22 protein-coding genes are annotated in these 25,621 nt (G+C 52.2%); 3 read left to right on the top strand and 19 right to left on the bottom strand.

Annotation, left to right across the window (positions count from 1 at the left end):
* Nucleotides 1-28: 28 nt before the first annotated feature.
* The 14 genes from nuoN to lrhA form a co-directional block, all read right to left on the bottom strand.
* A complete protein-coding gene (gene nuoN / locus HGO41_RS01890) occupies nucleotides 29-1,489 on the bottom strand; it encodes an NADH-quinone oxidoreductase subunit NuoN (protein WP_013574600.1) in 1,461 nt (486 codons plus the stop codon).
* Between the two features lie 6 nt (nucleotides 1,490-1,495).
* Entirely contained in the window at nucleotides 1,496-3,025 is a 1,530-nt protein-coding gene (nuoM, locus tag HGO41_RS01885) for an NADH-quinone oxidoreductase subunit M (RefSeq protein ID WP_013574599.1), read from the bottom strand.
* 97 nt (nucleotides 3,026-3,122) lie between these two features.
* Complete coding sequence (nuoL, locus tag HGO41_RS01880) at nucleotides 3,123-4,970, bottom strand: NADH-quinone oxidoreductase subunit L (RefSeq protein WP_013574598.1); 1,848 nt, start codon at nucleotides 4,968-4,970, stop codon at nucleotides 3,123-3,125.
* Complete coding sequence (nuoK, locus tag HGO41_RS01875; RefSeq protein WP_004936014.1) at nucleotides 4,967-5,269, bottom strand: NADH-quinone oxidoreductase subunit NuoK; 303 nt, start codon at nucleotides 5,267-5,269, stop codon at nucleotides 4,967-4,969. The genes nuoL and nuoK overlap by 4 nt, the downstream gene beginning before the upstream one ends.
* The gene (gene nuoJ / locus HGO41_RS01870) at nucleotides 5,266-5,826 is read right to left on the bottom strand and encodes an NADH-quinone oxidoreductase subunit J (RefSeq protein ID WP_013574597.1); all 561 of its coding nucleotides are present in this window, start codon (nucleotides 5,824-5,826) and stop codon (nucleotides 5,266-5,268) included. Before nuoJ ends, nuoK begins: the two co-directional genes overlap by 4 nt.
* A gap of 12 nt (nucleotides 5,827-5,838) precedes the next feature.
* A complete protein-coding gene (nuoI, locus tag HGO41_RS01865) occupies nucleotides 5,839-6,381 on the bottom strand; it encodes an NADH-quinone oxidoreductase subunit NuoI (RefSeq protein WP_250980712.1) in 543 nt (180 codons plus the stop codon).
* Nucleotides 6,382-6,395: 14 nt separating this feature from the next.
* Complete coding sequence (nuoH, locus tag HGO41_RS01860) at nucleotides 6,396-7,373, bottom strand: NADH-quinone oxidoreductase subunit NuoH (protein ID WP_013574595.1); 978 nt, start codon at nucleotides 7,371-7,373, stop codon at nucleotides 6,396-6,398.
* The gene (gene nuoG, locus HGO41_RS01855; RefSeq protein ID WP_250980711.1) at nucleotides 7,370-10,096 is read right to left on the bottom strand and encodes an NADH-quinone oxidoreductase subunit NuoG; all 2,727 of its coding nucleotides are present in this window, start codon (nucleotides 10,094-10,096) and stop codon (nucleotides 7,370-7,372) included. Before nuoG ends, nuoH begins: the two co-directional genes overlap by 4 nt.
* 143 nt (nucleotides 10,097-10,239) lie before the next feature.
* Nucleotides 10,240-11,601, bottom strand: a complete 1,362-nt coding sequence (gene nuoF / locus HGO41_RS01850) for an NADH-quinone oxidoreductase subunit NuoF (RefSeq protein WP_250980710.1) — start codon at nucleotides 11,599-11,601, stop codon at nucleotides 10,240-10,242.
* Nucleotides 11,598-12,134 carry an NADH-quinone oxidoreductase subunit NuoE gene (gene nuoE / locus HGO41_RS01845; RefSeq protein ID WP_013574592.1) on the bottom strand — a complete coding sequence of 179 codons (537 nt, stop codon included), beginning with the start codon at nucleotides 12,132-12,134 and terminating at the stop codon, nucleotides 11,598-11,600. Before nuoE ends, nuoF begins: the two co-directional genes overlap by 4 nt.
* A gap of 2 nt (nucleotides 12,135-12,136) precedes the next feature.
* The gene (gene nuoC, locus HGO41_RS01840) at nucleotides 12,137-13,936 is read right to left on the bottom strand and encodes an NADH-quinone oxidoreductase subunit C/D (protein WP_013574591.1); all 1,800 of its coding nucleotides are present in this window, start codon (nucleotides 13,934-13,936) and stop codon (nucleotides 12,137-12,139) included.
* 89 nt (nucleotides 13,937-14,025) lie between these two features.
* Entirely contained in the window at nucleotides 14,026-14,700 is a 675-nt protein-coding gene (locus tag HGO41_RS01835) for a NuoB/complex I 20 kDa subunit family protein (RefSeq protein ID WP_013574590.1), read from the bottom strand.
* Nucleotides 14,701-14,722: 22 nt separating this feature from the next.
* Nucleotides 14,723-15,166, bottom strand: coding sequence for an NADH-quinone oxidoreductase subunit A (locus HGO41_RS01830; protein ID WP_013574589.1), 444 nt, complete (start codon nucleotides 15,164-15,166; stop codon nucleotides 14,723-14,725).
* Between the two features lie 704 nt (nucleotides 15,167-15,870).
* Entirely contained in the window at nucleotides 15,871-16,815 is a 945-nt protein-coding gene (lrhA, locus tag HGO41_RS01825; RefSeq protein ID WP_013574588.1) for a transcriptional regulator LrhA, read from the bottom strand.
* A gap of 987 nt (nucleotides 16,816-17,802) precedes the next feature.
* Between lrhA and HGO41_RS01820 the strand changes: the two genes are divergently transcribed.
* On the top strand, nucleotides 17,803-19,017 hold the full coding sequence (locus HGO41_RS01820; RefSeq protein WP_013574587.1) for a pyridoxal phosphate-dependent aminotransferase: 1,215 nt from the start codon (nucleotides 17,803-17,805) through the stop codon (nucleotides 19,015-19,017).
* 117 nt (nucleotides 19,018-19,134) lie between these two features.
* Nucleotides 19,135-19,734 carry a 5'-deoxynucleotidase gene (yfbR, locus tag HGO41_RS01815; RefSeq protein WP_013574586.1) on the top strand — a complete coding sequence of 200 codons (600 nt, stop codon included), beginning with the start codon at nucleotides 19,135-19,137 and terminating at the stop codon, nucleotides 19,732-19,734.
* Nucleotides 19,735-19,742: 8 nt separating this feature from the next.
* Here the strand turns inward: yfbR and HGO41_RS01810 are convergent, their stop codons facing one another.
* From HGO41_RS01810 to HGO41_RS01790, 5 genes are all read right to left on the bottom strand, one after another.
* Nucleotides 19,743-21,575, bottom strand: coding sequence for an SLC13 family permease (locus tag HGO41_RS01810; protein WP_013574585.1), 1,833 nt, complete (start codon nucleotides 21,573-21,575; stop codon nucleotides 19,743-19,745).
* A 318-nt stretch (nucleotides 21,576-21,893) separates the two neighbouring features.
* Nucleotides 21,894-22,547 (bottom strand): sugar phosphatase, encoded by a 654-nt coding sequence (locus tag HGO41_RS01805; protein WP_013574584.1) that lies wholly within the window; start codon nucleotides 22,545-22,547, stop codon nucleotides 21,894-21,896.
* Nucleotides 22,548-22,571: 24 nt separating this feature from the next.
* On the bottom strand, nucleotides 22,572-23,066 hold the full coding sequence (locus HGO41_RS01800; RefSeq protein ID WP_013574583.1) for a YfbU family protein: 495 nt from the start codon (nucleotides 23,064-23,066) through the stop codon (nucleotides 22,572-22,574).
* A gap of 195 nt (nucleotides 23,067-23,261) precedes the next feature.
* Nucleotides 23,262-23,717, bottom strand: coding sequence for a terminus macrodomain insulation protein YfbV (gene yfbV / locus HGO41_RS01795; RefSeq protein ID WP_013574582.1), 456 nt, complete (start codon nucleotides 23,715-23,717; stop codon nucleotides 23,262-23,264).
* 228 nt (nucleotides 23,718-23,945) lie between these two features.
* Complete coding sequence (locus HGO41_RS01790) at nucleotides 23,946-24,134, bottom strand: hypothetical protein (protein WP_112151348.1); 189 nt, start codon at nucleotides 24,132-24,134, stop codon at nucleotides 23,946-23,948.
* 103 nt (nucleotides 24,135-24,237) lie between these two features.
* Between HGO41_RS01790 and ackA the strand changes: the two genes are divergently transcribed.
* Nucleotides 24,238-25,440: an acetate kinase gene (ackA, locus tag HGO41_RS01785; protein ID WP_013574580.1), complete on the top strand. Its 1,203-nt coding sequence runs from the start codon at nucleotides 24,238-24,240 to the stop codon at nucleotides 25,438-25,440.
* Nucleotides 25,441-25,621 lie beyond the last annotated feature (181 nt).

Here is a 25,621-nt window from a genome sequence, read left to right as displayed (position 1 = left end):
AGCTTTCAGACTGCGTTTGCAGACTTTATCAGAGCAGCGGTTGCGCCATCTGTACCAGCGAAATCAACGGTTGCGGGAAGATACCCAGCAGCAGCACCAGAATCGCGGAAATCAGTACGACTACCCCACCCGCCGTGAGCGCCCAGTTGTTTGGCGTATCACGAACCAGCGTTTCAGGCGCGCTCAGATACAAGCTCACCGTTACGCGCAGGTAGTAGTAAAGACCAATCGCAGAACCGACAACCACAGCACCGGTCAGCCACCACAGATGCGCGGTCACACCGGTCGCAATCACGTAGAACTTACCGATAAAGCCGAGCGTCATCGGAATACCGGCCAGTGACAGCATCATCACGGTCATCACCGCAGACAGAATTGGCTTATGCCAGAACAGACCACGATAAGAGAACAGTGATTCAGCATCCGGCCCTTTGTACGGGCTGGACATCAGACTGACCACACCGAAAGCGCCGAGGCTACTGAACAGATAACCCGCCAGATATACGCCCACAGTTTCCATCGACAACTGGTGCGTTTGTACCGCAATCAGTGCCACCAGCAGATACCCCAGGTGCGCGATGGAGGAATAACCGAGCAGACGTTTGATGTTGCTCTGACTGATGGCCATCAGGTTACCCACCAGAATCGAGCAGAAGGCAATAATGCCCAGCACGATGCGGATGGATTCGCTGTCAGCTACCGGCGCATACAGGAACAAACGCATGACCACAGCAAAGATCGCGATCTTGCTGGCGGTTGCCAGGAAAGTCGAGACCGGTGCAGGTGCGCCCTGATACACATCTGGCGTCCACAGGTGGAACGGAACCAGCGACAGCTTGAAGCCCAGCCCCACAATCATCATGCCCAGACCGGCCATCAGCAGCGGCTGGTGCAGCATCACGCCGTCGCCCAGGTTTTTGCCCAGTGACGCAAAGGACAAATCACCGGACTGTGCGTACAGCAGCGCCATACCAAACAGCAGGAAGGATGATGCGGCAGCCGACAGCAGCATGTATTTGATGGCAGCTTCCAGCGAGCGTTTCTGGCGGTAGGCGTAACCAATCAGGCCGAACAATGGCAGGGAAATCAGTTCGATTCCGAGGAACATTGACGCCAGATGGTTAGAGCATGCCAGCAGAATACCGCCCATCGCCGCAATGAGAACTAACAGGTAGAACTCTTCGCGGTTGTCCGGATAACCGGCCAGCCAAGGGTAAGCAAACGTGCTGGTAGCCAGGCTCGCCAGCAGCACCAGCCCGATGTAGAACATCGAGTAGCCGTCAACGCGCAGCAGCGGTGTGACGTCCTGCGGGCCGACCTGCCCGACGTAGTAAAGGGAAAGTAAGGCAACGTTCAGCCCGATGACTGTCAGTGTGGCATTAAGAAAATGGTCGCGTCGCCACGCAATGGACAGCATCACCACCACCACCGTCAATCCGACGATCATCAGCGGTAATAGTGCGATCAGATTTTGAAGTGTAAATGTCATGGCGAGTTACGGCCTTGTCGTTGAAATAGTGGAAACTGAAGACCCGAACCAGTGCTGAATGTTGCTCATCGCAGCACTTGAAGTATCCAGAATTGGCTGCGGGTAGAAGCCCAGCGCCACCAGCAATACAACAAGTAACAAGATGATCGACAGTTCGCGTGAGGTCATGCCCGGCAGCGGTTCGTCAGATTTTGCTTTGCCATAGTAAGCGCGCTGCATCATCACCAGTGAGTAAACCGAAGCGAACACCAGACCAAAGGTTGAGATGACAGTGATCACCGGCACAACCGGGTAGCTGCCGAACAGGATCTGGAATTCACCGACGAAATTACCTGTACCCGGCATCCCCAAAGTAGCGACGGCGAAGAACAGCGACAACGCTGGCAGGTATTTAATCCGGCCCCACAATCCGCCCATCTGGCGCATATCACGGGTATGCAGACGTTCGTATAGCTGACCACAGATGATGAACATACCGGCTGCGGAAAGACCGTGTGCAATCATCTGGATAACCGCGCCCTGGTACGCCAGCTGGCTGCCGGTGTAGATGGCAATCAGTACGAAGCCCATGTGCGAAACGGAGGTGTACGCAATCAGACGTTTAATATCGGTCTGGCAGAACGCCATCCACGCACCGTAGAAGATACCAATGACACCCAGCCACATGGCAATCGGTGCGAACTGGTGAGACGCTTCCGGGAACAGAGGCAGACAGAAACGCAACATCCCGTAGGCCGCGGTTTTCAGCAAGATACCGGCTAAGTCAACGGAACCTGCGGTCGGTGCCTGACTGTGTGCATCCGGCAACCAGCCATGCAATGGCACAACCGGCATTTTCACCGCAAAGGCGATGAAGAAGCCAAGCATCAGCAGATATTCAACACCGTGCGACATTGGCGTTTTCAGCAGGTCGGCATAGTTGAATGTCCATACGCCGGTGGCATTGTAGTGCACAAACACCAGGCCGAGGATAGCAATCAACATCACCAGTCCGCTGGACTGTGTATAGATGAAGAATTTGGTTGCTGCGCTGATACGCGTTTTACCGTCTGACGCTTTGTGACCCCACAAGGCAATCAGGAAGTACATCGGCACCAGCATCATTTCCCAGAAGAAGAAGAACAGGAACATGTCGATGGCAAGGAACACACCGATGACACCGCCGAGGATCCACAGCAAGTTCAGATGGAAGAATCCCTGATACTTCTGGATTTCACGCCAGGAACAGAGGATCGCCAGAACACCCAGCAGACCGGTCAGCACCACCATCAGCAGGGACAAACCGTCCAGTGCCAGATGGAAGCTGATGCCAAAACGTGGGATCCATGGCAATGAAAACTCGGATTGCCACTGTGGAATACCCGCAGGCGTCGTTAATGAATATCCTCCCTGCAACCACAATTGCACGGAAAGAGCCAGCGTCAGCCCCATCGCAATCAACGCGATCCAGCGCGGTACTTTGCTCCCAAAGCGCTCAGTCTGCCAGCACAGCAGCCCGCCGATAAAGGGGATAAATATTAGCCAAGGTAATAGCATGGCGTGTCGTTCCCTTCTTTTATGCCCGAAGGCTATTTCACTTGCCGGCCCGTTACGGGAACAGGCCAGCATTGATAACTACACCTGTAATGCAGGCTTAAATCACCAGCAGCAGCGTCAGAACAACGACTGCACCGAGCCCCATTGACGCGACGTACCAACGTACCTGACCGTTTTCGCTGAGAGTCAGACCACGGTTACCCAGACGGGCAAACAGCGCAGGCAGATTCATCATTGAGTTCAGCGGATCACGTTGCAGGAGTTTCGCAACCAGCAGATAAGGTTTGACGAAAATCATGTCGTACAGCCAGTCGAAGCCCCAGGCATGGAACCACCAGGTCGTGAAGAAACGTCCCGGTGCGCTTTTCGCAATGCTGTTGACCAGCGAGCGTTTACCCAGATACAGGGCTGCCGCCAGCAGAATGCCAGCAATTGCAATCACGCCTGATGTGATTTCCAGCGTCAGCACGCTGCCGTGCGCCAGCTCAGTGGTATCCGGCAGTACGCCTTTCAGTGGCGGAACAATCATTGCGCCAATGAAGGTGGACAGAACCAGTAACACCAGCAGCGGCAGGTGGTGAGTGATGCCTTTACCCGCATGGGCTTTAATTTTTTCTTCGCCGTGGAAGACGATGAAGATCATGCGGAAGGTGTACAGCGAGGTCATAAACGCACCGACCAGACCGGCAACCATCAGATTCAGGTGGCCGTTAGCCAGCGCACCCGCGAGGATTTCGTCTTTACTGAAGAAGCCCGCAGTGATGATTGGCAAGGCGGACAGCGCCGCGCCACCGACCAGGAAGCAGAGATAGACAAGAGGAATGGATTTACGTAATCCACCCATTTTGAAGATGTTCTGCTCGTGGTGGCAGGCCAAAATGACCGAACCGGAAGAAAGGAACAACAGTGCTTTGAAGAACGCATGCGTCATCAGGTGGAAGATAGCGGCATCCCACGCCTGAACACCCAGCGCCAGGAACATGTAACCAATCTGGCTCATGGTCGAGTACGCGAGAACACGTTTGATATCAGTTTGCACCAGCGCGGCAAAGCCCGCCAGCACCAGCGTGACCGCACCAATAATACCCACCAGATGCAGAATTTCCGGCGCCATCAGGAACAGGCCGTGCGTGCGGGCAATCAGATAAACACCGGCGGTAACCATGGTCGCGGCGTGGATTAGCGCAGAAACCGGCGTCGGACCGGCCATGGCGTCTGCCAGCCAGGTCTGAAGCGGAAGCTGTGCGGATTTACCCACTGCGCCACCCAGTAACATCAGGGTCGCCCAGGTGATCGCCGTATCGCCTACTGCCAGTTTCTGCGGTGCCAGGATCATCAGTTCACGGAAGTTCAGCGTACCCAGCTCGCGGTACAAGATGAACAGCGCGAAAGCCAGGAACACATCACCAACACGGGTCACGATGAACGCTTTCATCGCAGCCGCACCGTTCGCCGGATGGGTGTAGTAGAAACCGATCAACAGGTAACTGCACAGGCCCACACCTTCCCAACCGAGGTACATCAGCAACAGGTTGTCTGCCAGTACCAGAATCACCATGCTGGCGATAAACAGGTTGGTGTACGCGAAGAAGCGTGAATAGCCTTCTTCACCGCGCATGTACCAGGAAGCGAACATGTGGATGAAGAAACCGACACCGGTGACCACAGACAACATGGTCATCGACAAACCGTCGAGCGTGAGTGTGACGGGAATATTGAAATCCCCGACCTGCATCCAGTTCCACAAATGCTGGTTAAAGACTTCAACACCCGCCGCTTTCTGGCTGAGGAAATTGATACCCACATAAATAGTGGTCAGCGCTGCCAGACCAATCGACCCGACACCAATGGTAGCGGAGGTATTTTCAGACCAGCGACCGCGTGAAAAGGCCAGTAACAGGAAGCCAATCAGTGGGAACAGAATTGTTAAATAGAGTAAGTTCATCCGCGCATCTCACTGACAGTATCAATATTGAGAGTGTGGCGACGGCGATACAGTTGCAGCAACAACGCCAGACCAATACTGGCCTCCGCCGCAGCCAGGCTGATAGCCAGAATATACATCACCTGACCGTCCGCCTGACCCCAGTAGCTTCCCGCCACGATGAACGCCAGCGCTGCCGCGTTGATCATCACTTCGAGGCTGATCAGCATAAACAACAGGTTACGACGAACCAGCAGCCCGGTAAGCCCCAACACAAAGAGGATCGCGGCCAGAATAAGACCATGTTGTAGAGGGATCATGCTCTCTCCTCCGTTTTTCTTTTTGTTGCCATTTCGGTCGTCACCGGTGCGTCACCAAAGACTTCACCGGGTTTGTGCTCACGACCAATATGGAATGCCACGACCAGACCGGCCAGCAGCAACATTGATGCCAGTTCAACCGCCAGAACGTAAGGTCCGAACAGTGCGATACCGACGGCTTTCGCATCAACCATGTCACCTTTGATGCCGTGATCGTGTAACCCGAGGATTGACATGATCATCACCACCAGCAGGATGACAGACAGAACCGAAGGCCCGATCCAGGTGGCAGGTTTGAGCCATGCGCGTTCCTGCTCCTGGACGTTGCCAAGGTTGAGCATCATCACCACGAACACGAACAGCACCATAATGGCACCGGCGTATACGATGATCTCCAGGGCACCGGCGAAATACGCACCGAGCGAGAAGAAGACCGCAGCGATCGCCAGTAAAGAGACGATCAAATACAGCAGTGCGTGTACCGGGTTGGTATGCGTGATCACACGCAATGTCGCCAACACGGCCACCAGGGCTGCAATATAAAATGCAAATTCCATGCTTGCGGCTCCTTAAGGCATCAGACCTTTGACGTTGATCGGTTTGGCTTCGTTTTCAGCTTCGCCTTTCGACTTGCCGTCAATCGCCATACCGGCCATCCGGTAGAAATTGTATTCCGGATATTTACCCGGACCCGACATCAACAGATCTTCTTTTTCATACACCAGATCCTGGCGTTTAAATTCGCCCAGCTCAAAGTCCGGCGTCAGCTGAATGGCTGTTGTCGGGCAAGCTTCTTCACACAGACCGCAGAAAATGCAGCGTGAGAAGTTGATGCGGAAGAATTCCGGATACCAGCGGCCATCTTTCATTTCTGCTTTTTGCAGAGAAATACAGCCTACCGGACAAGCTACTGCACATAGGTTACAAGCAACGCAGCGCTCTTCACCATCCGGATCGCGCGTCAGCACGATACGGCCACGGTAACGCGGAGGTGGATTGACCGGAACTTCAGGGTACATCTGGGTTTCGCGCTTGGCGAAGGCGTGCATGCCTATCATCCACAAGCTGCGAACCTGGGTACCGAACCCGACCACTATGTCTTTCAATGTCATGGTTACATCACCCCTTATTGCGCGTTGTACAAAATGACCGCAGCGGTCGCCAGCAGATTAAGTAATGTCAGTGGCAGGCAAACTTTCCAGCCAAATGACATCACCTGGTCGTAGCGGGGACGCGGCAAAGCAGCACGGATCAAAATGAACATCACCATGAAGAAAGCAGTTTTCAACGCAAACCAGATAAACGGCGGCAGGAACGGCCCCTGCCAGCCACCGAAGAACAAGGTGACGATCAGCGCAGAGACCGTCACGATACCGATGTATTCCCCCACGAAGAACAGACCGAATTTCATACCGGAATATTCAATGTGGTAACCATCGGCCAGTTCCTGCTCGGCTTCCGGCTGGTCAAACGGGTGACGGTGGCAAACAGCAACGCCGGCAATCGCAAAGGTCACGAAGCCAAAGAACTGCGGAATGATGTTCCACACATGCGCCTGAGAATTGACGATGTCTTGCAGATTGAAAGAACCCGCCTGCGCCACGACCCCCATCAGCGATAAACCCAGGAATACTTCGTAGCTCAGCGTCTGAGCGGATGCACGCATCGCCCCCAACAGCGAGTATTTGTTGTTACTGGACCAGCCAGCGAACAACACCGCATAGACGGTCAGACCGGCCATCATCAGGAAGAACAAAATACCGATGTTCAGATCGGCGGCGAACCAGGTCGGGCTGACCGGAACAATCGCAAAGGAAATCAGCAGGGACGTAAACGCAATCATCGGCGCCAGCGTAAAGATGGCTTTGTCGGTGAATTTAGGTACCCAGTCTTCCTTGAAGAACATCTTGATCATGTCAGCGACCAGTTGCAGGGAACCGCCCCAGCCGACACGGTTTGGCCCGTAACGGTTCTGGAACAGGCCCAGCAAACGGCGCTCGCCGAAGCTCATGAAGGCCCCACAGGTCACCACAACCAGCAGGATCACCACCGCTTTCAGAATGGCGATCAACGAATCGATGACTACAGGTGTAAACCAGCTCATTGTGCTGCCTCCCGCAGATTTTCAACCGTTGCGCCAACCAGCACCGGAGGAATACCCGGTAAGCCCAGCGGCAGGCCAACCTGGCCCTGACTCAATGTTTCGCTCAGACGAACCGGCAGTTTCAGTGTCTGACCGGCACAGGTGAATTCCACCTGAGAACCTGCGTTCACCCCTAACTGCGCGGCATCTGCCGGGTTAACCATCACATATGCCTGCGGCATACGTTGCTGGATAACCTTCGAGCGCTGTGTCATTTCTTCGCTGCCGAACAGGTGATAGTAAGGCGCGACACGCCAGTTATCGCGCTGTGCAGTAAAGGCAGCCGGAATAGTGGTGAAGTAATCGAGTGTCCCCTCACCGGCTTCAATCAGACGCACACCCGGATCACCGTGGCGCAAACTGCCGCCAACTTCGCTCTGGAATTTGTTCCAGGCTTGCGGTGAGTTCCAGCCCGGCGCCCAGGCGAATGGCACCTGATTGCGGTTAGCTGTCGGGCTGTTGTTCCCTTCCATTGAGAAGGCAAACATGGTGTCTTTATCTTGTGGCTGACGCGGTTCATGCACGCTGATGTTCGCGCGCATGGCAGTACGACCACTTGAACGTGCCGGAGAACGGGCCAGTTTCTGACCACGAATACGGAAGCTGGCGTTTGGCGCAGCTTCTACCATGCCTTTCAGCTGTGGCAGTGCTTCAACACAGGCTTCGATCACGTGATCCAACTGAGTCCAGTCAACATGACGGCTGTTGATGGTGGAATGCAGCGAGTGCATCCAGCGCCAGCTTTCCAGCATGGCAACCGTTGTGTCGTAGTAAGCCGGGTCGTAAACCTGGAAGAAGCGCTGTGCGCGACCTTCCTGATTCACCAGCGTACCGTCGCTTTCGGCAAAACTTGCTGCAGGCAGGATCAGGCTGGCTCTATCCATAATGCGCGTACGCTGATGGTCAACAACCAGCAGATTCTGCACCTTGGCTAATGCGGCATCCACTTTGGCTTCCGGCGCCTGACGGTAAAGGTCATTTTCCATCACGATGGCGCTGTCAGCATCACCACGGATTAGCAACTCAAGCGCTTCATCCAGCGAACCGCCGCCAATCATCGAAAGACCGATGCTGTTGGCCGCAGAGGCCACGAACGTAATGCCGACATCGCTGCCTGCTACTTTCAGCGCTTTGGCGATATTGGCGGCCGCTTCGATAATGGCATCAGAACCGGCGCTGGTGCCGGTAATGATCAGCGGCTTGCGCGCACCGGTCAGTGCCTGCACGATCACGTCGATTTTCTTGTTCAGGCCATCAGCCAGATCGCTGACCGCGGGCGCAGAATTATCCAGCGCATGGGCGATAGCAAAGCCGAAACGAGCCTGCTCATCGACCGGTGCACGGTAATTGTAAGCCGCGATGTCGTCGAGTTTGGTGTTATCCACGTTGGTGATAAACAACGGATGTTTGGCATGCTGACCGATATTCTGGACTGCCGCGATCTGCCAGTCGGCAACACGCTGTGCCGCCGCCATCGCGCGGGCTTTGCCTTTAACGGCCTGACGCACAGACAGTGCGATACGCGCGCCGGTCTGGGTTAAGTCTTCACCCAGCACCAGAACCGCATCGTACTCTTCGATTTCACGCAGCGCCGGTGTGTGAACACCGCTGTTGCGCAGAATGTTCAGCATCAGTTGCAGACGGCCCTGCTCTGCCGCGTTGATACCGGTGTAGAAGTTTTCGGCGCCGACCAGTTCACGCAAAGCAAAGTTGCTTTCAAGGCTGGCGCGCGGAGAACCGATACCGATGGTTTTCTTCGCCTGACGAATAATATCTGCCGCGCCCTGCATCGCCTGTTCAGCGTTAAGTTCGATCCAGTCGTTACCACGCAGCTGCAATAGTTTCTTCGGACGATCTTTCAGGTTCACGTAGCCATAACCGAAACGACCGCGGTCGCACAGGAAGTAATGGTTTACGGTACCGTTATAACGGTTTTCGATACGACGCAATTCGCCGTAACGCTCACCCGGGCTGGTGTTACAACCAACAGAACATTGCTGACAGATGCTTGGCGCAAACTGCATGTCCCATTTACGGTTATAACGTTCAGAGTGCGTTTTATCGGTGAATACGCCGGTCGGACACACTTCGACCAGGTTACCGGAGAACTCACTTTCCAGCGGACCATCTTCCGGACGGCCGAAATAGACGTTGTCGTGTGCGCCATAAACACCCAGATCGGTGCCGTCCGCGTAATCCTTGTAGTAACGGACACAGCGATAACAGGCGATACAGCGGTTCATTTCGTGTGAAATGAACGGGCCGAGGTCCTGGTTGTTGTGGGTACGTTTGGTGAAGCGGTAACGGCGCATACTGTGGCCGGTCATGACTGTCATATCCTGCAGGTGACAGTTACCGCCTTCCTCACATACCGGACAATCGTGCGGGTGGTTGGTCATCAGCCATTCCACGACGCTTTCACGGAATTCTTTCGCTTCTCCGTCGTCGATGGAAATGAAGGTGCCATCAGACGCTGGTGTCATACATGACATCACCAGACGACCGCGCGTGTCTTCCGCATTTTGGTATTGCTTAACCGCACATTGGCGGCAAGCGCCGACGCTTCCCAGCGCCGGATGCCAGCAAAAATAAGGAATATCGAGGCCGAGAGAGAGGCAAGCCTGTAACAGGTTGTCCGCTCCGTCTACATCGTATTCTTTGCCGTCTACATGAATCGTAGCCATAGTCAGCATGCTTCCACGTGGCCCGCCTGACGGCGGGCGTTAATCAAAAATTCTTGCCGGGTTGGCGTATATCACTCGACAGCGCGTCCCTTGTTCCGGGAATTCGCGCACAGCGGGCTCACGTCCGCTGCCTGTTGCCCTCACTACCAACGCTCTTTCAGCAGATTGTTTGGCTGAATGCCTGCAATCGCACGCGCGTTGTTGTAATGCTGTTTGGCGATACCCGCCTCAAACTCTTCCCGGAAATATTTAATCGCACTCTGCAATGGCTCCACAGCACCCGGCGCATGTGCGCAGAAGGTTTTGCCCGGGCCAAGCTGGCGGCAAAGCTGTTCGAGAGTTTCGATATCCCCTGGCTGGCCTTCACCACGTTCCAGCGCACGCAGGATCTTCACACTCCACGGCAAACCATCGCGGCACGGTGTACACCAGCCACAAGACTCACGGGCGAAGAATTCTTCCAGGTTACGCACCAGCGGAACCATGCCAATTTCATTGTCAACGGCCATCGCCAGTGCAGTCCCAAGACGACTACCAGCTTTACCAATACTGGCAAAGTCCATCGGCAAATCCAGATGATCGGCGGTCAGGAAGTCTGTCCCCGCCCCGCCCGGCTGCCAGGCGTTGAATTTCAGGCCATCGCGCATGCCACCGGCATACTCTTCAAGAATTTCACGTGCGGTAGTCCCAAACGGCAGTTCCCAGACGCCCGGATTTTTTACCCGGCCGGAGAAACCCATCAGTTTGGTGCCGGCATCTTCGCTTTTTCCCGCAGAAATACCTTTGTACCAGTCCACACCATGCTCAAGAATCGCTGGCACGTTGCACAGGGTTTCGACGTTGTTGACACACGTCGGTTTACCCCATGCACCGGCAGATGCCGGGAACGGTGGCTTGGAACGCGGGTTAGCACGGCGGCCTTCAAGGGAGTTGATCAGCGCGGTTTCTTCACCACAGATGTAACGCCCTGCCCCGGTGTGAACAATCAGTTCGAAATCAAACCCGGTGCCGAGAATATTTTTACCCAACAGACCTGCTTCAGTCGCTTCAGCAATCGCACGGCGCAGGTTCACCGCAGCCTCGATATATTCGCCACGCAGGAAAATGTAACCACGGTAAGATTTCAGCGCGAATGCGGAGATCAGCATGCCTTCCACCAGCAGGTGCGGCATTTGTTCCATCAGCAATCGGTCTTTATACGTACCTGGTTCCATCTCATCGGCGTTACACAGCAGATAGCGGATATTCATGCTTTCGTCTTTCGGCATCAGGCTCCACTTCAGACCCGTGGAGAAACCTGCGCCACCGCGCCCTTTCAGGCCAGCGTCTTTTACCAGATTGACGATTTCTTCCTGGGCCATGCCTTTAAGGGCTTTTTCCGCACCGACGTAACCGTTTTTGCTACGGTATTCATCGATCCAGACAGGTTGTTTGTCGTCACGCATACGCCAGGTCAGCGGATGCATCTCCGGTGTGCGTTCAATGTGTCTTGGGGTATATGTCATGCGTAGCGCTCCAGTAGCGAGCCGATCGCTTCCGGCGTCAGATGGCTGTGCGTGTCCTCATCAATCATCATTGACGGGCCTTTGTCACAGTTACCGAGGCAGCAGGTCGGCAGCAGGGTGAAGCGCCCGTCTTCGGTCGTCTCACCCGGCTTGATGTGCAACTGTTGTTCCAGCGCGGCCTGGATCCCCTGATAACCGGTGATGTGGCACACCACGCTGTCACAGTAACGGATCACATGGCGGCCGACCGGCTGACGGAAGATCTGGCTGTAGAATGTCGCCACACCTTCGACGTCGCTGGCAGGAATGCCCAGAACATCGGAGATCGCGTAGATAGCACCGTCCGGCACCCAACCACGCGCTTTCTGCACGATTTTCAACGCTTCGATAGAGGCCGCACGGGCATCCTCGTAGTGATGTTTTTCGTGCTCAATCGCTTCACGTTCAGCGTCACTCAGCACAAACACCGGCGGCACAACAGGCTCGCTGATATTGATGTACTGAACTTCAGAGTCTTTATTGATATCTGTCATCGTTAGCGGTCCACATCTGACATTACAAAGTCGATACTGCCCAGATACACGATCAGGTCGGATACCAGGCTGCCACGGATTACGGACGGGATCTGCTGCAAATGCGGGAAGCTTGGTGTACGGACACGGGTACGGTAGCTCATGGTGCTGCCGTCACTGGTCAGGTAGTAGCTGTTGATCCCTTTCGTTGCTTCAACCATCTGGAAAGATTCTTGCGCAGGCATGACCGGCCCCCACGACACTTGCAGGAAGTGCGTGATCAGGGTCTCGATGTGTTGCAGTGTGCGCTCTTTCGGTGGCGGCGTGGTCAGTGGGTGATCCGCCTTGAACGGGCCTTCCGGCATATTTTTGTAACACTGTTCCAGAATACGCAGGCTCTGACGCAGTTCTTCTACTTTGAGCATGACGCGGGAATAACAGTCACTGACGCCATCACCGGTCGGCACTTCAAAGTCAAAGTTTTCGTAGCCAGAGTATGGACGCCATTTACGCACATCGAACGGGATCCCCGTTGCGCGCAGGCCAGCACCGGTGGTGCCCCAGGCCAGTGCGTCGTCTGCGTTGTAAGCAGCCACGCCTTTGGAACGGCCAATCAGAATGGTGTTTTTCAGCGCTGCTTTGACATAGGAATCCAGACGAGCTGGCATCCAGTCAAGGAACTCACGCAGGAGACGATCCCAGCCTTTCGGCAGATCATGCGCTACGCCACCAATACGGAACCAGGCCGGGTGCATACGGAAACCGGTAATCGCTTCCACCAGATCGTAGATTTTCTGACGATCGGTAAAGGCGAAGAACACCGGAGTCATCGCGCCCACGTCCTGAATAAACGTAGAGATGTACAGCAGATGGCTGTTGATACGGAACAATTCGGACAGCATGACGCGAATGGTGTTAACGCGATCCGGCGTTACGATACCGGCGAGTTTTTCAACAGCCAGCACGTATGGCATTTCGTTTACACAACCGCCGAGGTATTCGATACGGTCGGTGTAAGGAATGTAGCTGTGCCAGGACTGGCGCTCGCCCATTTTCTCAGCACCACGGTGGTGGTAACCGACGTCAGGCACGCAGTCGACAATCTCTTCGCCATCAAGCTGCAAAATGATACGGAATGCACCGTGCGCAGACGGATGGTTAGGACCGAGGTTGAGGAACATAAAGTCCTCATTTTCGGTGCCACGCTTCATGCCCCAGTCTTCAGGCTTGAAGGTCAGCGATTCCATCTCGAGTTCTTCTTTCTGCTTAGTCAGCTCGTAAGGATCGAACTCGGTGGCGCGCGCCGGATAGTCTTTACGCAGCGGATGCCCTTCCCAGGTCTGCGGCATCATAATGCGCGTCAGGTGCGGGTGACCGTCGAAGGTAATACCGAACATTTCCCATGTTTCGCGCTCGTACCAGTTAGCATTCGGGAACACTTTGGTGATCGTCGGAACATGAAGATCGTTTTCTGCCAATGCCACTTTGATCATGATGTCGCGGTTACGCTCGACGGAGATCAGGTGGTAGAAAACGGAAAAATCCGCGGCCGGTAAACCGTCGCGGTGTGTACGTAAACGCTCATCAAAGCCATGCAAATCGAAAAGCATGACATAAGGTTTTGGCTGTTTTCGTAAAAAGGTAATCGCTTCCAGTAACTGTTCACGCTTGAACCACACCACGGGAATTCCGGTGCGGGTTGCCTGAACAGTAAAGGCCTCTGGCCCAAAACGGTTACGCAATTCGCCAATAACCGGATCATCGAGATGATCACGGGTATGCCATGCTGGCAGGGCGGAATCTTGCGTCGTCAAATCTGTCATATTTTTTTCACCACACTAAATGGTCATTTATGCCGTAAGGGGGATATTCATACACACCGCCCCTCAGGGTTGACTCTCAGACCGCAGTGTTAAATCTCGTCCGGCGAACGCAGATTTGTCACGGCAATACGCTCAGCACGTTTACGCTCTTTTTCAGACTGCATATTCGCGCGGTAAACACCCTGGTCGCCAACAACCCATGACAATGGGCGACGTTCTTTACCAATGGACTCCTGCAACAGCAGCAGAGCCTGCATATAGGCTTCCGGACGCGGCGGACATCCCGGGATGTACACGTCGACAGGCAGGAATTTATCCACGCCCTGCACCACAGAATAAATATCGTACATGCCGCCGGAGTTCGCACAGGCGCCCATCGAAATCACCCATTTCGGTTCCAGCATCTGATCGTATAAACGCTGGATAACCGGAGCCATTTTGGTGAAGCAGGTTCCCGCCACCACCATAAAGTCAGCCTGGCGTGGTGAAGCACGCAGAACTTCTGCACCAAAACGCGCAACGTCATGCACCGCAGTGAATGACGTCACCATTTCGACATAACAGCAGGAAAGGCCGAAGTTGTAGGGCCAAAGGGAGTTTTTACGACCCCAGTTCACCATTCCGTGAAGCGACTCCTGGAGATTTCCCATGAAGACGCTGCGTTTAACCTGTTCCTGAAGAGGATCGCCGACGACCTCCTGAGACTGCAGGGGGTAACGGTCGTTCTCACCGTCCGGGTCTATGCGGGTGAGCGTATAGTCCATCTTAATGCCTCGCTTTGACTGCTTACTGAGGGTGACTGTTGGTATTAATCGCCGGGCTTGGTTTAACAGGTCCTTTCGAACGTGTTGGTGTCCAGTCGAGTGCGCCAATTCGCACCAGATAGAACAAACCTGCCAGCAGTACCAAAATGAAAATGGTAGCTTCCACGAATCCGGTCCAGCCGCTTTCGCGAATAGACGTTGACCATGCATAGAGATACAGGGCTTCAACGTCGAAGATGACGAAGAACATGGCGACCAGATAGAACTTGGCGGAAAGACGTAGCCGGGCAGTGCCGACAGAGGCGATACCTGACTCAAAAGGCGTGTTTTTGTAGCGTGCTCTGGCTCTCCCGCCAAGGAACGCGGCGCCCAGTAACATCAGGCAGCAGAGGCCTACTGCAACGACAAGAAAAACGGCGAACGCCCAGTGTTGAGCGATGACTTCAGTGGCTGTTGACATACTCATTGCTTACTCATCAAAAGTGGTACTTTGGCATCTGCTCTGTAAGGTCGGCAGTTTGCGCACCACATCGATTCAAGGGAAGGATTAAAAACCACACAGTTCACGGCTCAACAAGGGATTAAGCCAGTGATTTGTTGTGGGCTTTTTACCCTTTTCTATAACCTTTTGTCAACTTTGACAAAAGTATCTCCACATTAGTTTACATGCTTAGCATTTAATTAACATATCATGCGCCGGGACTTAAGCTAAATCGTGTCAGTTAAATACTGTGATAAAGCATGGGCCTGTGACGGGAGTTATGACATCTTTCAAACTTTACTATTGTCGCAGGAATAGACAGCGCTTCCACTCTCTTAATGGGGTTATTTTTTTGATCTATGTCAGAGTTCTGTCAATTTTGATAGAAAAAAAGGCACACATTTAACAAGTTTTATTGATTTTCAAAAAACGACAAGCGATTTGCGGAAAAATTTGATGCTTTTTTTTAACCTGAAAAAAGTCAGCATTTTACGCCATTTACTGTAGTCATTGGTGATAAGGATGGCAGTCATTACTGGGAAGAAGAAAGGCTAACGAACAAAAACAGAGGCTTTAGGAAGGATATTAAACAAAATCACTAAAAGAATGACTTTCCCGCCCCTTAATAGGTAGAAGCCTTTACCCCCGCCTCGTTAGACAGAGGCGGAAGGTAAAGCCGGGGGATTACCTTAACTTTCAGAGTCTGCCAGTAACTCATGATCGTCATCCACTACCGGACGAGGACCATAGGCACTGAGAGAATAGGGATCATTCCCTTGCTCAACTGCATTGAAGATCGCCATTGCAAGTTCATTTTCACAACGGGCATTTTTGTACAACACATACTGCGTATCCGGCAAACGTGGTAAACCGTCCTGTTCACCCAGAACACGCAGCTCCGGACTCATCATTTCGATGGGACGTGCCGTCACACCCAGCCCCGCACGCACTGCCGCACGAATTGCCGATAATGTCGACGCGACATAAGCAATACGCCACGGAATACCTGCCTGACTGAGGTGCTCTATCGCCATCATCCGGTAAGGGCTTGGCTCATCGAGCACCACCAGCGGAACACTGTCGCCGGAGGGATATGCAAAATCAGCCGAGCAATACCAGAGTGTTGGCGACGTGCGCAATACGATGTGCGGGTGATCAGTGTTTGTCATCGTAGTGATGGCCAAATCCACTTCTTCACTTTCGAGCATCGACAACATGAAAGGACTGCGCTTGACGCGGACATCAATAGACAACTTTGGATATACGGATGTCACGCGGCTGAGCAGGAAAGGTAAAATGGTGTCAGCAGTATCATCTGATGCACCAATTGTTATCCCACCTTGAACATTGCTGTACATCAAAGAGGTACAGGCTTCATCATTAAAACGAAGGATTTTGCGTGCGTATCCCAATAACTGAATACCGTGTTCAGTTAATAATTTATTGCGTCCATGTCTGGCAAACAGTTCTTTTCCAACGAGTTGTTCTAGACGTTGCATTTGTTGGCTTACCGCCGACTGAGTACGACACACCGCAGCAGCAGCCGCAGCGAACGTATTAAGATCAGCAACAGCTACAAATGTCCTCAACAGATCAAGATCGAGATTGAGGATTGGACGATTTGCAATTGTCATAGTTTTTCTTCACTTTATAGAATCTAATAACAAGCTACCCTGATGGTGCGTCAAAGTACCCGCAAAAAGCAGAATACCAGATATGTCGGATACTCACTCATTTGATAACCTAAATTGAGAAATATTTGTGCATGAAAGTTTTCATCATTGTGAGCGTTCAGTCATTAAACCTGTGCGCAATAATTCCTCACAAAGGCTGAATGATTAGAACCTCTTATTTAATATAGCCTTTCCCCGCAAACCATTCCATATCCCTTACAGTACCGCTTGCCGCAACCATAAAGCTAAGTTTCGGCAATATCATCGTCAGAAAAACATAAGCTAAATTAACTAATAAAGGTGATTATTAAAAATATAATTCAATAAATTCATTGAGTCACCCTAATAACCATTTTATGCCCAAGGTGTTTTGTTTAAGTAACATTAAGATTTTTCTTGTTTCATCAAATTTTGTTTACGCCCGCCTGTTGCAATATATCCTTTGAAAGCATTTATCTAATCCTGGAAAATACGTTTAAGACTTTACTTAGAACATGATCATTCATCCAGCATTCGCTATTAATCATTAGATAAATAAAACTAATTCCTGTTAAAATTTTTCAGCGGTAAAACAAAGCCTCCTGAACTTTTTTCAGAATTTGTCGAGCTTTGGTAAGATTTCATGATGTTCACCCCATTAAAGACAACAAACTGACATCGCCGGGAATAGAGGTAACGCAGCAAAAACAGTGAATTTATTGTTCACAAAGCACTCATTTGCAAAATATAAAATCACAAAATAACAATAACACAGCATAATAAACCATTAAGCTTCTCATACTTTGAGGTAATAACCCACCATAGCCCGCTTTACTGCTGTTTTTCACCAAAACGGTGCACAGCCCTTTTCATGCCCTCTGCGGGAGAGTAAATTGAGCCCTTCGCACTGTTCTACGGTCGCTCCGCACCAGGGAAGAACAGGCTTTATTGCAAAAGGCTCTCATTTACATGTCCCCGATTGAAAAATCCCGCAAACTGGACAACGTCTGTTATGACATTCGCGGCCCGGTGCTCAAAGAAGCAAAACGTCTTGAAGAAGAAGGTAATAAAGTCCTCAAGCTGAACATCGGCAACCCTGCGCCATTCGGTTTTGATGCACCTGATGAAATCCTGGTCGACGTTATCCGCAACCTTCCTACCGCACAGGGTTATTGTGATTCGAAAGGTCTGTTTTCTGCACGTAAAGCGATCATGCAGCACTATCAGGCACGCGACATGCGCGACATCACGGTCGAAGATATTTATATCGGCAACGGTGTTTCCGAACTGATTGTTCAGTCAATGCAGGCATTACTTAACACCGGCGATGAAATGTTAGTCCCGGCACCTGATTACCCCTTGTGGACAGCGGCGGTTTCGTTATCAGGCGGTAATGCGGTGCATTACCTGTGTGATGAAGGGGCTGACTGGTTCCCGGACATTGCCGATATTCGTGACAAAATCACACCACGCACCCGCGGCATTGTGATCATCAACCCGAACAACCCGACCGGTGCGGTATACAGCAAAGAATTGCTGATGCAGATTGTGGACATCGCCCGGGAACATAATCTGATTATTTTTGCCGACGAAATTTACGACAAAATCCTGTATGACGAAGCCCAGCACATTTCCATCGCTTCACTGGCACCGGATTTACTGACCGTCACTTTTAACGGTCTGTCAAAAACCTATCGCGTGGCGGGTTTCCGTCAAGGCTGGATGGTTCTGAACGGACCGAAGAAACATGCGAAAGGTTATATCGAAGGTCTGGAAATGCTGGCCTCGATGCGCCTTTGTGCCAACGTGCCGATGCAACATGCCATTCAGACCGCGCTGGGCGGCTATCAAAGTATCAGCGAGTTTATTCAGCCGGGCGGACGTCTGGTCGAACAGCGTGATCGTGCATGGGAACTGATCAATGAAATCCCGGGTGTTTCCTGCGTGAAACCTAAAGGGGCGCTGTATATGTTCCCGCGCATTGACGCCAAACGTTTTAACATCCATGACGATCAGAAAATGGTGCTCGATTTGCTGTTACAGCAAAAAGTCTTGCTGGTTCAGGGTTCTGCATTCAACTGGCCGTATCCGGACCATGTGCGTATCGTGACGCTGCCACGCGTTGATGAGTTGGAAATGGCCGTTAACAAACTGGGACGTTTCCTCGAAACCTATCGCCAGTAATGCAGTAAGGGCGCTGATAATGGCGCCCTTTTCTTTCTCCCGCCAGTTTCCGCATTTGCATAACTGTTTCGCACTGCTCACAATAGTCACTCATTCACCGTAGTTATTGAGAGTGCTATGAACCAGAGCCATTTTTTCGCCCATCTTTCCCGCCTCAAACTGATCAGCCGCTGGCCGCTGATGCGCAATGTCCGCACCGAAAACGTGTCGGAACACAGTCTGCAAGTCGCTTTTGTCGCCCATGCTTTAGCCGTGATCAAGAACCGCAAATTTAACGGCAATCTGAGCGCAGAACGCGTTGCCCTGCTCGCCATGTATCACGATGCCAGCGAAGTGATTACCGGTGATATGCCAACGCCAATCAAGTATTACAATCCGCAAATCGCGCATGAGTACAAAAAGATTGAGAAAATTGCTCAGCAGAAACTGATTGAAATGCTGCCAAAGGAATTACAGGAAGATTTCCGACCGCTGATTGACGAGCATTATTACACTGAAGAAGAAAAACTGACCGTCAAACAGGCTGATGCGCTGTGTGCTTACCTGAAATGTCTGGAGGAATTGTCGGCAGGCAATAACGAATTCACACTGGCGAAAGCCCGTCTGGAGAAAACGCTGGCAGACAGAAAAAGCCCGGAAATGGACTACTTTATGGAAGTGTTCATTCCGAGCTTCAGTCTGTCATTGGATGAAATCAGCCTGGATTCCCCGCTCTGATCTTAAGGTCAAAACGGGAACAGCACCGGCACCAGAAAAACGCTGACCAGCATCACCAGCAGAGTGAACGGCACACCGATGCGCAGGAAATCGCCAAATTTATAGTTACCCGGCACCATAACCAGCGTGTTTACCGGTGAAGACACCGGTGTCATAAAGGCGGCAGAAGCCGCAATAGCGATAATCATGGTGAACGGGTATGGCGATACCCCCATCTGGTGTGCTGCTGCGATAGCAATCGGTGCCATCAAAACCGCAGTCGCCGTATTGGAAATAAACAGCCCGATACCTGCACAGAGAATGAATAAACTCAGCAGCATCATATATGGCCCATAGCCGCCGCTTACCTCCATTAACCCCTTCACAATCAGCGCCACACCGCCGGTTTTTTGCAGCGCCAGCGCAAAAGGCATCATCCCGACTATCAGCAGCAAACTGGGCCAGTGAATGGCTTTGTAGGCCCCTTCCATCGTGATACAGCGGAATTTACCCATCAGCATGCAGGCGATAATGGCGGCGATAGCATTAGGCACATCATCGGTCAGCATCAGCGCAACCATCAGCGCCAGACAAAACAATGCATGCGGTGCCTGACTCAGGGCTGGCGCGACCTCGTCCACTTCGGCAGGAAGATTAAGCACAATGAAATCATGCATTTGTTGCTGAAGCTGGCGGATCAGCTTCCAGTCGCCAATGACCAGTAGCATATCGCCGAGCTGTAATTCTTCATCCACCAGTTTTCCGTCCAGTGCTTCACCCTGACGGCGGATCCCGACGACATTCAGCCCGTAGGTCGAACGGAAGGCGACGGCACGCAACGTTTTACCCAGGAGCTCCGAATCCGGGATCAGCGAGACTTCGGCCATCCCGACATCCCGCGATTGCTCAGAGAAATACTCGCCGCGTAGCACCATAGGCTCGAGCATTTCGTCAGTGCAAAATTGCCTGATGGAGATGTCTGGATCTGACATATCAAGCAGTAACACATCGCGCGCAAACAGTTCGGTATTCCCCGTTGCGCTGACCATCACGCGGCGAAATTTACGCCAGCGTTCAATGCCCACCACGTTCGCGCCGTAGCGGGAACGCAGATGCACATCATCAAGTGTACGCCCGACCAGAGGCGAACCCGGACGGATAGTGACGCGACGCGCCCGGCCGGTCAGGTGATAATCGCGGATCAAATCCCGGAACGTTCGCCGCTTCCAGCGCTGCTGGCCTCGTGACGCATCTTCTGATGACAGCCAGCGACGGGCGATCAACATGTATCCGATACCCATTATCAGCACCACGAGCCCGACAGGGGTGACGCCGAAGAAACCAAAACCGTCGAATCCTTCACGCAACAGTTCGCTGTTGACCACCATGTTCGGCGGTGTGGCGACCAGCGTCATCATGCCACTAATAAGCCCGGCGAAACTCAGTGGCATCATCAGTCGTGCGGGAGAGGTTTTCATTCGCGCCGAAACGCTGATCACGACAGGAATGAAGATCGCGACTACGCCGGTGGAACTCATAAAAGCACCGAGACCGGCAACCGTGAGCATCAGCAAAACCAGCATCCGCGTTTCACTGTTGCCCGCCACCTTCATCAGCCAGTCACCGACCTGATACGCCACACCGGTTCTGACCAGCCCGTGCCCGACGACAAATAGCGCCGCGATCAAAATGACGTTCGGGTCACTGAATCCGGCCAGCGCTTCATTGATGGTCAGCGTGCCGCTCAGGACGAAAGAAATAATCACCAGCAATGCCACAATATCCATTCGCAGCGTATTGCGCGCGAACAGCACCATAGCAATAACCAGTAACGTGACTACCCAAAGCAATTCACCGGTCAAAACACACTCCATTTGCGTTGAGAGAGGAGGATAAATAGCTATATACCCTAAATAATTCAAATTGTATCAAGGCGGCAACTGCGGGAATCTCCGGGGCTTACATGAGTAAGTGACCGGGGTTCGGGACTAATCTGCCGGGAGCAGACTGGTATGCTGCTTGCAGCGACTCGTTCAGGGGCGAGGCCCATGGATGGGCCGGGTAACGCAGCCAACGCTGAGACAGTTTGATGTATGACTGGGTATGAGAATGGCATAAAAAAACCCCGCACAGGCGAGGTTTATATCAATTTATACAGGGAAATTGTATTTTTTCTGTCCTTAACGCAGGCTGACTTTCACACCTTCGTCGGAACTGCTGACCAGCAGAATTTCGAGCGTAGTCAGATCGAAATCGACATTTTCAATCCCGGGTGTATCGTCTGGCGCATTGACGGCAATGACTTTGCAGCCCGCCGCCAGCCCGGCCATCACGCCGGCTGCAGCATCTTCAACCACCACACAATCTTCCGGGGCCAGACCTAAACGTTCTGCCCCCAGCAAGTAGGCATCGGGTTGTGGCTTGCCGTGTTTGACCTGTTCAGCAGTGATAAACACTTCGGGTTCAGGCAAATGCGCCGCTTTATGGCGCGCACTGGCAACAGGCATTGATCCGGAAGTCACAATCGCCCAGGGAATATTCTGGCGATTGAGTTCGCTTAACAACAAATGTGCGCCCGGGAGAGCGGCGACACCCTCGGTGTCCGTGGCTTCAATTTGTTCCAGCTTGAGAAACTCTTTTTGAATCGTTTCTTCACTTTCACCCGCCATAAAATGACGCAAAGAAGTGATCGCCTGCTTACCGTGAATAAACGCCAGTACATCCTGCGGGCTGACACCCCAGCTAAGCGCCCAGCTCACCCAGGCACGCTCAACGGCAGGTAATGAATCAACTAACGTTCCATCAAGGTCGAACAAAAAACCCTTACAAAGCACAGGCGACTCCTTTAAGTGTTTACATCAGGCATTGATAATTTGCGCGATCTCTACCGCGCTCAGGTGATACTGACGCGGGCACGACTGCCAGACCGCCAACATACGCTGGTATTTATCCCACATTTTGGTCTGCGAGTTAAACCCATGAGTGCCTGCATCAAAATCAGTGTAACGTCCTTCGGTGTTCACCATAAAGCGGACATAGCTTAAATAACGGGATTCCGTTGCGGCATCAAAACCCAGAAAATCAATTCGGCGGCGATCCAAGTCTTGCGTGTCTTTCAAATTGGTCCACGACACCTGCATCGCATGATGCATTTCCATAATGTTAATGACTGTGCGACAGGTTTCTTCCGGCAATTCGCCGAAATCTCTGTCCAGCTCGCGCATTTGCAAACCAAAACCCCGTTCGATCACTGTTTGTAACCGGCGATAGCGTTCTGCGTTATCGGGATCCAGCATGGTCATCATCTTGTATTGATTGGACAAAATCAGGCGTTGAGCGTTCGTCATTTCCATCGTGAAAATCCTCATGTCTGCATAATGAGCAAAGCATGGCATAGCGCAAAGTTCTGCGAAATCGCAAGCACACCATTCTTTGATTTGGGTCGGGATCTCATCTGAAATAATCACCAGGGGAGACTTTCCCCCGGTGAAATGCGACTTATGAAAGACTATAGATGATGACAGACGCAGTAAGCGGGGAAATCAGGCTTACAGATCGTCTAAAAAGGTTTTGTCCAGCTGTTTGAACGCGCGCTTAAGGACGTCAGCCAGTGACTGATACGTCGGCGTGCCTTCAACTGGCGCCAGCGCCAGTCCGGATTCAGTGAGTTTATTGCGTACATCGTGGAACCAGCCGAGTAATCCCGGCGGCAGTGGCGTCAGAGAACGGCGACCCAGCCACCACAGTCCCTGCATCGGCAAGCTACAGGCAAAAATTGCCGTGGCGACGGCCAGCCCGAGTTGTCCGCCGAGCGCGATTTGCCACGTCAGGGTAAAGACCGCAACCGGTGGCATGATGCGTACCGCGAAGCGTGTAGCAGTAGAAATCCGGTTCTCCGGAAACATCGGAGCCAGGCGCTTATCTGACGGCCATGTCTTCATATAGTGCTGCCCGCGCTGGAATACCTGGAACCAGCCTACCGAGCCTGTTGGCTTACTCGTCATCTTTGCACCTCAACTTCACGTGTAAAATTTAAAAAATAGTTGTAAAACACAAACTGGAGTTTATCACGATAAAATATATTTTGTTTTTGCTGGCACCTGTCGGTATTCTATCGCAGCCTCGCAACCCTCTCAGGCAACGAGATCAATATAAACTTGGGGCAAACGCGGTGAATTGCAATCTTTCGCCCCCATAATAACCATAGTGCCTCGGTCTGAGAGGATTTGTAATTAATTATTGTATTTTTTGTTAGTGTTTTTGCTGATTAGTAACACCCTGAAGATACGTAAACCGAAATATGCGGTGCAGTAAACCGCTTTATTTCTGTCATCCGGACGCTTAAAAAAACCAAAGCCCGGCAATTCTTCAGCTTTTTCATCGTCATGCCTGTTTTGGCTCTCTGGCATGATGTTAATCATAATTGTCGCCGCCATTATGCGCTACGCTTGATGTCAGACTGACGATTTATTAACCACGTGTATTGTTTTTTTTAAACAGCACCAACAATAAATAGGTACTTCCATGTCGAGTAAGCTTGTACTGGTTCTTAACTGTGGTAGTTCTTCCCTAAAGTTTGCCATCATTGATGCTGCAAATGGCGAAGAACACATTTCAGGTTTAGCCGAATGTTTCCATCTGCCAGAAGCGCGCATTAAATGGAAAATGGACGGTGGCAAAGAAGAAGCCGCTTTAGGTGCGGGCGCCGCACACAGTGAAGCGTTGAAATTCATCGTTAATAACATTCTGAGCAAAAAACCTGAGCTGTCCGCAGAACTGGTTGCAATCGGCCACCGCATCGTTCATGGCGGCGAGAAGCTGACCAAATCAATGCTGATCAACGACGCTGTCATCGAGGGTATCAAAGAGTCTATCCCGTTTGCGCCGCTGCATAACCCGGCTCACCTGATCGGTATTGATGAAGCACTGAAATCTTTCCCTAAACTGGCTGATAAAAACGTTGCCGTTTTCGACACCGCTTTCCATCAGACAATGCCAGAAGAATCATACCTCTACGCCCTGCCGTACAGCCTGTATAAAGATCACCATGTCCGTCGTTATGGCGCACACGGCACCAGTCACTTCTACGTGACTCAGGAAGCCGCAAAAATGCTGAACAAACCCGTGGAAGAAGTGAATCTGATCACTTGCCACCTGGGTAACGGCGGTTCTGTCAGTGCCATCCGTAACGGTAAATGTGTGGATACTTCCATGGGGCTGACCCCGCTGGAAGGTCTGGTGATGGGTACCCGCAGCGGTGACATCGACCCGGCAATTATCTTCCACCTGCACGATTCTCTGGGCATGAGCGTTGATCAAATCAACAAAATGCTGACTAAAGAATCGGGTCTGCTGGGCCTGACTGAAGTCACCAGCGACTGCCGTTATGTTGAAGACAACTACACCACTAAAGCTGATGCCAGACGTGCCATGGACGTCTTCTGCCACCGCCTGGCGAAATACATCGGTGCGTACACTTCACTGATGGAAGGCCGCCTGGACGCCGTCGTATTCACCGGCGGTATCGGCGAAAACGCCGCAATGGTTCGCGAATTGTCTCTGGCTAAATTAGGCCTGCTGGGCTTTGAAGTGGATCACGAACGTAACCTGGCTGCCCGTTTCGGTAAATCCGGGGCGATCAACAAAGAAGGCACTCGCGCCGCTCTGGTTATCCCAACCAACGAAGAGCTGGTGATTGCACAAGACGCCGCGCGTCTGACTGCATAATTCGATTCAAGACTGCCCGCGTAATGCGGGCAATTTTTCACTTATAGGCAAACGCCGCCCGTTTGGACGCACCGCGCAGGATAATCATCGCGCTTATGCTGATCATTATCCCCTCTGCACAAACCTGCGAATGTCCCTGCCTGGCAACCGTTAAAGAGGTTTAGCCGTGTCCCGTACAATT

The organism is Rahnella sp. CG8 (assembly GCF_023701875.1).
GTDB classification, from domain to species: domain Bacteria; phylum Pseudomonadota; class Gammaproteobacteria; order Enterobacterales; family Enterobacteriaceae; genus Rahnella; species Rahnella aceris.
Note: the sequence above shows the minus strand (reverse complement) of the source record. Positions and strands in the feature narration are given on the sequence as shown.

Bases quoted from the DNA above. Each gene is read 5' to 3' on its own strand.
- nuoH (WP_013574595.1), bottom strand. From the start codon at position 7,373: ATGAGCTGGTTTACACCTGTAGTCATCGATTCGTTGATCGCCATTCTG.
- HGO41_RS01800 (WP_013574583.1), bottom strand. From the start codon at position 23,066: ATGGAAATGACGAACGCTCAACGCCTGATTTTGTCCAATCAATACAAG.
- nuoL (WP_013574598.1), bottom strand. From the start codon at position 4,970: ATGAACTTACTCTATTTAACAATTCTGTTCCCACTGATTGGCTTCCTG.
- nuoI (WP_250980712.1), bottom strand. From the start codon at position 6,381: ATGACATTGAAAGACATAGTGGTCGGGTTCGGTACCCAGGTTCGCAGC.
- nuoC (WP_013574591.1), bottom strand. From the start codon at position 13,936: ATGACAGATTTGACGACGCAAGATTCCGCCCTGCCAGCATGGCATACC.
- nuoM (WP_013574599.1), bottom strand. From the start codon at position 3,025: ATGCTATTACCTTGGCTAATATTTATCCCCTTTATCGGCGGGCTGCTG.
- ackA (WP_013574580.1), top strand. From the start codon at position 24,238: ATGTCGAGTAAGCTTGTACTGGTTCTTAACTGTGGTAGTTCTTCCCTA.
- nuoN (WP_013574600.1), bottom strand. From the start codon at position 1,489: ATGACATTTACACTTCAAAATCTGATCGCACTATTACCGCTGATGATC.
- yfbV (WP_013574582.1), bottom strand. From the start codon at position 23,717: ATGACGAGTAAGCCAACAGGCTCGGTAGGCTGGTTCCAGGTATTCCAG.
- HGO41_RS01835 (WP_013574590.1), bottom strand. From the start codon at position 14,700: ATGGACTATACGCTCACCCGCATAGACCCGGACGGTGAGAACGACCGT.
- yfbR (WP_013574586.1), top strand. From the start codon at position 19,135: ATGAACCAGAGCCATTTTTTCGCCCATCTTTCCCGCCTCAAACTGATC.
- nuoE (WP_013574592.1), bottom strand. From the start codon at position 12,134: ATGACAGATATCAATAAAGACTCTGAAGTTCAGTACATCAATATCAGC.
- nuoK (WP_004936014.1), bottom strand. From the start codon at position 5,269: ATGATCCCTCTACAACATGGTCTTATTCTGGCCGCGATCCTCTTTGTG.
- HGO41_RS01790 (WP_112151348.1), bottom strand. From the start codon at position 24,134: ATGATTAACATCATGCCAGAGAGCCAAAACAGGCATGACGATGAAAAA.
- HGO41_RS01830 (WP_013574589.1), bottom strand. From the start codon at position 15,166: ATGAGTATGTCAACAGCCACTGAAGTCATCGCTCAACACTGGGCGTTC.
- lrhA (WP_013574588.1), bottom strand. From the start codon at position 16,815: ATGACAATTGCAAATCGTCCAATCCTCAATCTCGATCTTGATCTGTTG.
- nuoF (WP_250980710.1), bottom strand. From the start codon at position 11,601: ATGACATATACCCCAAGACACATTGAACGCACACCGGAGATGCATCCG.
- nuoJ (WP_013574597.1), bottom strand. From the start codon at position 5,826: ATGGAATTTGCATTTTATATTGCAGCCCTGGTGGCCGTGTTGGCGACA.
- HGO41_RS01820 (WP_013574587.1), top strand. From the start codon at position 17,803: ATGTCCCCGATTGAAAAATCCCGCAAACTGGACAACGTCTGTTATGAC.
- nuoG (WP_250980711.1), bottom strand. From the start codon at position 10,096: ATGGCTACGATTCATGTAGACGGCAAAGAATACGATGTAGACGGAGCG.